The 8,385-nt window shown below is 40.7% G+C and carries 9 protein-coding genes, 1 tRNA gene, 1 other RNA gene and 1 pseudogene; 1 reads left to right on the top strand and 11 read right to left on the bottom strand.

The annotated features are described in order from the left end of the window. Window positions 1–92: 92 nt before the first annotated feature. The 10 genes from K1I97_RS09830 to comW all read right to left on the bottom strand — a co-directional run bounded on the left by K1I97_RS09830 (window position 93) and on the right by comW (window position 7,351). Window positions 93–530 (bottom strand): CoA-binding protein, encoded by a 438-nt coding sequence (locus tag K1I97_RS09830; protein ID WP_223332320.1) that lies wholly within the window; start codon window positions 528–530, stop codon window positions 93–95. A gap of 119 nt (window positions 531–649) precedes the next feature. After that, window positions 650–1,618 (bottom strand): ribose-phosphate diphosphokinase, encoded by a 969-nt coding sequence (locus K1I97_RS09825; RefSeq protein WP_000010181.1) that lies wholly within the window; start codon window positions 1,616–1,618, stop codon window positions 650–652. A 213-nt stretch (window positions 1,619–1,831) separates the two neighbouring features. Further along, on the bottom strand, window positions 1,832–2,326 hold the full coding sequence (locus tag K1I97_RS09820) for a beta-class carbonic anhydrase (RefSeq protein ID WP_223332319.1): 495 nt from the start codon (window positions 2,324–2,326) through the stop codon (window positions 1,832–1,834). Between the two features lie 72 nt (window positions 2,327–2,398). Further along, complete coding sequence (gene radA, locus K1I97_RS09815) at window positions 2,399–3,760, bottom strand: DNA repair protein RadA (RefSeq protein WP_223332321.1); 1,362 nt, start codon at window positions 3,758–3,760, stop codon at window positions 2,399–2,401. A 13-nt stretch (window positions 3,761–3,773) separates the two neighbouring features. Continuing rightward, window positions 3,774–4,331 (bottom strand): histidine phosphatase family protein, encoded by a 558-nt coding sequence (locus K1I97_RS09810; protein WP_223332318.1) that lies wholly within the window; start codon window positions 4,329–4,331, stop codon window positions 3,774–3,776. Then, window positions 4,291–4,734, bottom strand: a complete 444-nt coding sequence (locus K1I97_RS09805) for a dUTP diphosphatase (RefSeq protein ID WP_223332317.1) — start codon at window positions 4,732–4,734, stop codon at window positions 4,291–4,293. The genes K1I97_RS09810 and K1I97_RS09805 overlap by 41 nt, the downstream gene beginning before the upstream one ends. A 59-nt stretch (window positions 4,735–4,793) precedes the next feature. Then, an RNA gene (gene ffs, locus K1I97_RS09800) (signal recognition particle sRNA small type) lies at window positions 4,794–4,888 on the bottom strand. A gap of 32 nt (window positions 4,889–4,920) precedes the next feature. After that, a complete protein-coding gene (tadA, locus tag K1I97_RS09795) occupies window positions 4,921–5,388 on the bottom strand; it encodes a tRNA adenosine(34) deaminase TadA (protein WP_223332316.1) in 468 nt (155 codons plus the stop codon). Between the two features lie 199 nt (window positions 5,389–5,587). Next, window positions 5,588–6,874, bottom strand: coding sequence for an adenylosuccinate synthase (locus K1I97_RS09790; protein WP_125425327.1), 1,287 nt, complete (start codon window positions 6,872–6,874; stop codon window positions 5,588–5,590). A gap of 255 nt (window positions 6,875–7,129) precedes the next feature. Then, entirely contained in the window at window positions 7,130–7,351 is a 222-nt protein-coding gene (gene comW / locus K1I97_RS09785) for a sigma(X)-activator ComW (protein WP_223332315.1), read from the bottom strand. A 245-nt stretch (window positions 7,352–7,596) separates the two neighbouring features. On the opposite strand from comW, the pseudogene K1I97_RS09780 reads away from it, so the two are divergent. Next, window positions 7,597–8,259: pseudogene (locus K1I97_RS09780) on the top strand (ISL3 family transposase); the annotation flags it as partial. A 50-nt stretch (window positions 8,260–8,309) separates the two neighbouring features. Here K1I97_RS09780 and K1I97_RS09775 read toward each other — a convergent pair. Continuing rightward, window positions 8,310–8,383, bottom strand: a tRNA-Asn gene (locus tag K1I97_RS09775). Between the last annotated feature and the right edge of the window lie 2 nt (window positions 8,384–8,385).

Raw genomic sequence — 8,385 nt, 5'->3', positions numbered from 1 at the left:
TAAAAGGACTTAGTCCTGTGCAGTACAGAACTAAATCCTTTCAATAATTATTTGTCCAACTTTTTGGGGTCAGTACACTGGCTACCTTTTTCTTATGCTTCCTCAATTAAGCGAGTATGTTCTCTTTTGATGCAACGATTCATCACGATGTTATCGCATCCTCCAGCACGCAAGATATCTTCCGCTTCTAGATTTTCAAGTCCCAGTTGTGCCCAAAAAATCTTGGCATCAGCCTTGAGAAAATCACGCGCCACATCTGGTAAAAACTCGCTACGTCGGTATACATTGACAATGTCCACAGGAAAAGAAATCTCAGCTAGACTCGCATAAGCCTTTTCTCCCAAGATTTCCCCACCTGCAGCCTTGGGATTAACTGGAATGATTTTATAGCCCCGAGCCTGCATTTCCTTGGTCACTCGATTGCTAGTTGTTTCTTCACGGTCAGACAAACCCACTACCGCTAATGTTTTACTGGTTGCTAGATACTGACGGATTACACCATCACTTGGATTGATAAATTCTTGACTCATAGAAATCCTCCTTTTTCATCAGTATAGCATATTTTGAAAAGGCTTGCAGATTTTGACTATAAAAATCTCCTAGCAAGAAAAGAAACCTGCTAGGAGTTCTGTCTACTTCAAGTGAAAGATTAAATCTTTTTCTCAATGCTAAACAAAGGAGAAAGAGGACGTTTTTCGTGGATACGGATAATAGCATCGCCCAGAAGATGAGCAATCGAAATTTGTTCAATCTTATCAATCAAACGCTCTTCTGGTAGGTAGATAGTATCCAAAACAACTAATTTTTTAATAGCTGATTTTTGGATATTGTCCATAGCTGGCCCTGAAAGAACTGGGTGCGTACAGCTTGCGTAAACTTCAACAGCACCTGCTTCAGCAAGAGCATCTGCCGCATGACAAATAGTTCCAGCTGTATCGATCATATCGTCAATCAAGATACAAGTCTTACCTTCTACCTTACCAATGATGTTCATCACTTCACTGGTATTCATCTTATCTACACTACGGCGTTTGTCAATAATCGCAATCGGGGTTTTCAAAAACTCTGCCAATTTACGAGCACGAGTCACCCCACCATGGTCTGGGCTGACAACCACGTAGTCAGAACCAACCATGCCACGACGTTCAAAATAGTCCGCAATCAATGGAGCACCCATCAAGTGATCCACAGGAATATCAAAGAATCCCTGAATCTGTGCAGCGTGCAAATCAATCGTCAACAAACGATCCACTCCAGCCACTTCCAACATGTTGGCAACGAGTTTTGAAGTGATTGGCTCACGCGCGCGCGCCTTTCTATCCTGACGAGCATAGCCATAGTAAGGCATAACAACATTGACAGATTCTGCACTAGCACGCTTCAATGCGTCCACCATAATCAAAATTTCAAGTAAATTATCATTTACAGGTGAACTAGTTGATTGTAGGATAAAGACGTGTTTTCCACGGATTGATTCTTCAATGTTGACCTGAATCTCCCCATCTGAAAATTGGCGAACAGTCGATTTCCCCAACTCTATCCCAATCTCTTGCGCCACACGCTCTGCCAATTCTCTATTTGAAGAAAGGGCAAACAGCTTTAAATCAGAAAAAGACATGATTTCCTCCGGTATTTATGTATCACTTGTTTTTTACACAACATTTTCCATCTACCATTGTAGCGCTTTTTCCTTTATTTTTCAATCAAAAATAAAACAAGAGTAAACATTTATACCCTTGTTTTTACTATTTTATATTAGCTATATTAAAGCTAAAAATCCTACATTTTAACAATCGATTTTATGCTAGGATGAGATTTTTTCGAGACAAAGTTAGTATACCTCTCTCATACTTCCTGTATCCACATCATAGACAGCACCTGAAATAACCACATCATCAGGAATAAGTGGGGATTCTCGAAGCAACTGCATGTCCTCTCTCACACTCTCTTCAACATCCTGGAATGGTAAAAAATCTTGATCAGACACATCAACTCCGAGCTCGTGTTTCAAATATTCATGAAAACTTTCATTTTGAAAGGTTTGAGCTCCACAGTCTGTATGATGCAATACCACAATCTCTCTTGTCCCCATTTGTTGCTGGGAAATCACCAGCGAACGAATCATGTCCTCAGTCACTCGACCACCTGCATTCCGCAAGATATGAGCATCCCCAAGTGCCAAGCCCAGAGCTTGCGCAACGTGCAAACGTGAGTCCATACAGGTCACAATGGCTACTCTTGTTTTGGGTTTAAGTGGCAGATTTAACTGCCCATGTAGGGCAACATAAGCCTGATTGGCTTGCATAAACTGTTCAAAATACGACACGATTCCCTCCTCGAAAATTTGATAGTCAAATATTTCTCCTATCTTATCATTTCTAAGAGGATTTGTCACGGATTATGCAAAGACCTTTTTCAAAACTTCCTGAATCGTTGTCACACCAATAACCTCAATTTCCTTGGGTGGAGTGATTCCTGTCAAGGAATTCTTGGGTACATAAATCTTGGTAAAGCCCAATTTTGCTGCTTCATTGATACGTTGCTCGATACGATTCACGCGCCGAATTTCTCCGGTCAAGCCCAGTTCACCCACAAAACATTCCTGAGGATTGGTAGGCTTGTCCTTATAACTAGAGGCAATAGCCACTGCAACGGCTAAGTCAATAGCAGGCTCATCCAATTTCACACCGCCAGCAGATTTGAGATAGGCATCCTGATTTTGCAAGAGAAGCCCTGCTCGTTTTTCCAAAACAGCCATAATCAGACTTGCACGATTGAAATCAAGTCCAGTCGTCGTACGCTTAGCATTTCCAAACATGGTTGGTGTTACCAAAGCCTGAACCTCCGCCAAAATCGGACGGGTCCCTTCCATGGTCACAACGATTGACGAGCCAGTAGCCCCATCCAAACGCTCCTCTAGGAAAACTTGACTCGGATTGAGTACCTCAACCAATCCACCCGACTGCATCTCAAAAATCCCAATCTCATTAGTGGAACCAAAACGGTTTTTGACTGCCCTCAAAATACGGAAGGTATGGTGGCGCTCCCCTTCAAAGTAAAGCACCGTATCCACCATATGCTCCAACATACGCGGACCAGCCAAGGTCCCTTCCTTGGTCACATGCCCTACGATAAAGATGGCAATGTTATTGGTCTTAGCCAGCTGCATAAGCTCAGCGGTCACCTCACGCACCTGAGAAACAGACCCCTGCACCCCTGAAATCTCAGGAGACATAATAGTCTGGATGGAGTCAATAATGAGGAAGTCTGGCTGAATTTTTTCTACTTCTGCGCGAACACTCTGCATATTGGTCTCTGCATAGAGATAAAACTCGCTATCAATATCCCCCAAGCGCTCTGCACGGAGTTTAATCTGCTGGGCAGACTCCTCCCCACTGACATAGAGAACAGTCCCTACTTGGGACAGCTGAGTCGATACTTGTAAGAGAAGGGTTGATTTCCCAATCCCTGGATCCCCACCGATAAGGACGAGACTCCCTGGTACCACTCCGCCTCCAAGTACACGGTTGAATTCCTCCATCTCCGTCTTGGTTCGATTGACATTGATGGAAGTCACCTCAGCCAGTTTCATGGGCTTGGTTTTCTCACCTGTCAAGGACACACGCGCATTCTTGACCTCGGCAACCTCAACCTCTTCTACAAAAGAAGACCAAGACCCACAGTTAGGACAACGTCCCAGATATTTAGGGGAATTATACCCACAATTTTGACATACAAATGTCGCTTTTTTCTTTGCGATGATAAACCTCTTTCTAAATCTCTATCTCACACTCAATCACTTGGCAAAAATCAATCTTCTCGTTTGATACAAATTGGCGCATGAGCATGTTGTGAGTTACCACTATCACGGTCTGGTAATCTCGATACTTAGCCATACATTCTAGAAATCGAGACTTCATCTCCGCAGCTGTCTCATATTGAATAGGGCTATTAGGAAGTAACTCCCCCTTGTTTTCTAAAAACAGACATCTAGCTCTTTCAAAGTTCTCTATACCTGTTTCATAAACCTGCCATTCGTGTAACAAAGGCTCCACCCTCAAAGGGAGGCCAGTAGCACAAGAAACATAAAAAGCTGTTTCTAAAGCTCTCGTTACTGCTGAAGTCACTAGTAAGTTAGCTGATTGTAGTAAGGGATTTTGGCAAAGTTCCTGAGCTTGTTGTCGTCCCTTCTCAGATAAGGGGGCCAAATCCATCCCAAAACCTGTATAAGAACGTTCCTCTAACTCACGGTAATCTGGTTCCCCATGACGTATAAAGATTATCTTCATCTTAGTGCCCAGTCGATCCAAATCCACCAGTCCGTACGCCATCAGCTGCATCTCCATCTGCAATTAAAAATGGTGCAAAGACAGCCTGAACCACACGTTCCCCAACTTCAAGAACCACTTCCTGATCAGTAATGTTTTTCATCTGCGCAAAAATATGTCCCTCATTTCCAGGATTTCCATAATAATCCCCATCAATGACCCCCACAGAGTTGATCAAGACCAAGCCTTTCTTACGAGGGTTTGATGAACGGTCATAGAGATAGAGCACTTCTGTCGGCTGCATATAGGCCTTAACCCCTGTCGGAACCAAAACAATCTCTCCTGGCGCAATAACCGTACGTTCTGCTACCTTTAAGTCGTAACCTGCTGCATGCGCTGTCTCACGTTTAGGTAGCAAATTTTTATCTTTAAAACTCGAAACCAATTCGAAACCACGAATTTTCATATTTTCCTCTTTTCTATTATCATTTATTCTAGGTTATTTTATCTTATTTATTCGAAAAAAGCACGAAAAAAGAGCACACAATTCACACTCGCTTAGGGCTGCTGGATTCCTCCCCTGACCCGCTTCACGCAGAACTGTTGCTCCACTATTTATTATACCACATACCTCTATATTTTAAAAGAGAAATTATTTTTTTCGTCGATTTCGGAAAAAGTCTTGCATAATAGCTGCACAGTCATCTTCCAAAATTCCCGTTTCGACCTCTACACGGTGATTAAGACGCTCATCTGTCAAGATGTCGTACAGACTCCCAGCTGCACCAAATTTCTGGTTTTTAGCCCCGTAGACTACATTTGGAATGCGAGCAAGCCCAATCGCCCCACTACACATAACACAAGGCTCAATGGTCACAAAAAGTGTACAATCCAGCAAGCGCCAACTCTCTTCACTCACATTCGCATTCTCTATAGCCATGATTTCTGCATGCATAACCGCCCGTTGCAACTCCTCGCGCGCATTATGCCCACGGCCAATAATCTCTCCATCCTTGACAATCACACAACCAATTGGAATTTCATCGTGTTTCAGAGCAATTTCTGCCTCTCTCAAAGCCTCTCTCATAAAAGCTTCTTTTTCTTCAACTGTATAATCCATAGTTTCTCTCTTTTCCTGCTTGTCGTTTTATTATTATATCATGATTCTCAACACAAAAAAAGCCACCGAATGCGGTGACTTAATAGGGAGATTATTATGAAAAAGAAAAGTTTAGGATATTTGTTACAACAAGTTAGGAGGTCTTCTTGTAACTGTCTATAGTATACCCGACCTATCTTAAACAAATCTTAAAAATCTCTTACGACCAAACACTTTCTAAAATATTTGTCTGTTCACGACCAGGACCAACTGAGAAAGTCGAAATACGAACGCCAACCAATTCACTCACACGACGAACATAGTTACGCGCATTCTCAGGAAGATCTTCCAAATTACGAACTCCAGTGATGTCTTCTGACCAGCCTGGCAATTCTTCGTAGATAGGCTTGCAACGTTTTAATTGCTCAAGACTAGCTGGGTAGTGGTCGATACGTTGACCATCGAGATCATAGGCCACACAGATTTTCACAGTATCCAAACCGCTCAAAACATCGATAGAGTTCAATGAAAGATTGGTAATACCAGATACACGACGGCTGTGACGCATCACAACTGAATCAAACCAACCCACACGACGTGGACGACCAGTTGTTGTACCGTATTCATGACCTACTTCACGAATGCGATCTCCCACTTCATCAAATAACTCAGTTGGGAAAGGTCCGTCCCCTACACGACTCGTATAGGCTTTACAAACACCTACAACCTTGTCAATCTTACTTGGACCAACACCAGACCCAATTGTCACACCACCAGCGACAGGATTTGAAGAAGTAACAAATGGATAAGTACCTTGGTCGATGTCTAGCATGACACCTTGTGCACCTTCAAAAAGTACACGTTTACCGTTATCAAGCGCATCATTCAAAATAACAGATGTATCTGTCACATACTGCTTGATTTGTTGCCCATATTCATAGTATTCTTCAAAAATATCATCAATTGAAATAGGGGTGCTATCATATAATTTTTCAAACAGACGGTTCTTTTCCGCAAGATTACGTTCTAAACGCTCACGAAAAATCTCTTTATCCAAAAGATCCGCAATACGAATCCCAACACGAGCAGCTTTGTCCATATATGCTGGACCGATTCCCTTGATTGTAGTACCAATCTTATTGTCACCTTTAGCCTCTTCTTGCAAGCGATCCAATTCAATATGGTAAGGCAAAATAACATGTGCACGATCAGAAATACGCAAGTTATCAGTTGTCACACCTTCCTCATGAAGATAGCTCAACTCTTTCACAAGAGATTTCGGGTTCACAACCATCCCATTCCCAATAACAGAAATTTTTTCAGGGAAGAAAATTCCAGATGGAATCAAGTGCAACTTAAATTTCTTACCATCAATCACAATTGTGTGACCAGCATTATCACCACCTTGGTAACGAGCAATCACCTCTGCATTAGCTGAAAGAAAATCTGTAATTTTCCCTTTACCTTCATCGCCCCATTGGGTACCTACAACAACAACTGAAGTCATAATCTTGTCTGAGCCGCTAGGCTCTTCCTTTCTCATATACATGGCAGGAGTCTCACCTGCAATCATATCTCACAATTTATTATAATAAAACTTCATCATTTTTTCAAGACTCAACGTAGAAACATCTGGAAATTCTCTCCATTTAAAAATATCTAAAGAGAAATAATTGTTAATTACTATTAATATAATCTCATCAGTTGATTATTGTTCGTTTTTTAATAACTTTGACTCAATTATAAATAAAATTCTTTTTCATCACAAATTCATCACAAATTTTTCTAAAAATAAACGATAGGATGTTCTAAAATGATAGATAATAAAATCTCTTTCATCAGTGATCTTATAGCGAATTAAATAATAATGCAAATAATCAAGATGTGTGGCTTCCCATTTCGTTTTATCCGCAAATAACCCATTGTACTCCTGCTCAACAGCATCACAAAATTCAATAATTTGTTCATAGATATCTTGAAACATCCTCAATAATCTCCATTTCATTTTTTTATAGTATTAGGATATCAAAAATTTAAAAGCATTAGTCCAAAATTCCTGTAAAGTAAAAATATCAACCTAAACGAACAAAAAATAAAAAACACTGTAAGAACAGAGGAATAGTAGTCTATTTCAAAATTGATTACAGATAATTTTTCCTCTATTATACTCACAGCGTGTGAGATAAGCTATAAGCTTTTGTACCATTTTTTTCCTCCACTTACAGAGCGAAATTGATTGAAAAGTCTCTTATGACCGATATTGCCCATCAGCTTTCCAGTTCAACTTCAACTGTCATCCGCAAGCTCAATGACTTTCACTTAAAGCATGACTTCATCTGACTTCCAGAAATTATGTTCTGGGACGAGTACGCCTTTACCAAGGGAAAGATGAGTTTCATTTCCCAAGATTTTGACAAGTTTAATATCATTACTGTCCTTGAAGGCAGAACACAAGCTGCCATCTGAAATCACTCTCTTCGCTACGATTGAGCTGTCCGTTGTCGGGTAAAAATCATTACTAGGGATATATTTAGGCTTTACTATGACGTGGATAAACGACTTCACTTTCGAATTTCTAAGCTCAGGTTGAAACAGTTCAGTGGACTGTTTTACTCCAAATACTTAAACCGTGCTATGAGTCGAAAACTAAGTCATAAACGCTTCTATCGACCTACTTTTTACATGCATTTGACGAATAAAAAATTCTTGACAAGCTCTTAAGTTATTCAGAAAACTTGAAAAAACTTGAAACGCCACTATGATCTCTATCAACTCTTGATTTTTCACTTTCGGAATCAATGCCTTTGGTTTTCGGAATTTTGAAAATTTCAAAAAGCGTATTTCCTCACTCTAAACATCAAAAAAGAAAGGACGAAATTTGTCCTTTCTTGAATTTAGTTGACTTCAACCTATTACAGCTGATAAAGAGCTTCTATACTATACTCCGCCAGTAGGACTCGAACCTACGACATCATGATTAACAGTCATGCGCTACTACCAACTGAGCTATGGCGGATA

This window comes from Streptococcus oralis, from assembly GCF_019929345.1.
GTDB lineage: Bacteria > Bacillota > Bacilli > Lactobacillales > Streptococcaceae > Streptococcus.
This window is presented reverse-complemented; position numbering and strand designations above follow the sequence as displayed.

Bases quoted from the DNA above. Each gene is read 5' to 3' on its own strand.
- K1I97_RS09830 (WP_223332320.1), bottom strand. From the start codon at position 530: ATGAGTCAAGAATTTATCAATCCAAGTGATGGTGTAATCCGTCAGTAT.
- K1I97_RS09825 (WP_000010181.1), bottom strand. From the start codon at position 1,618: ATGTCTTTTTCTGATTTAAAGCTGTTTGCCCTTTCTTCAAATAGAGAA.
- K1I97_RS09810 (WP_223332318.1), bottom strand. From the start codon at position 4,331: ATGGCGTACGGACTGGTGGATTTGGATCGACTGGGCACTAAGATGAAG.
- K1I97_RS09805 (WP_223332317.1), bottom strand. From the start codon at position 4,734: ATGAAAATTCGTGGTTTCGAATTGGTTTCGAGTTTTAAAGATAAAAAT.
- tadA (WP_223332316.1), bottom strand. From the start codon at position 5,388: ATGGATTATACAGTTGAAGAAAAAGAAGCTTTTATGAGAGAGGCTTTG.
- K1I97_RS09790 (WP_125425327.1), bottom strand. From the start codon at position 6,874: ATGACTTCAGTTGTTGTTGTAGGTACCCAATGGGGCGATGAAGGTAAA.
- comW (WP_223332315.1), bottom strand. From the start codon at position 7,351: ATGTTTCAAGATATCTATGAACAAATTATTGAATTTTGTGATGCTGTT.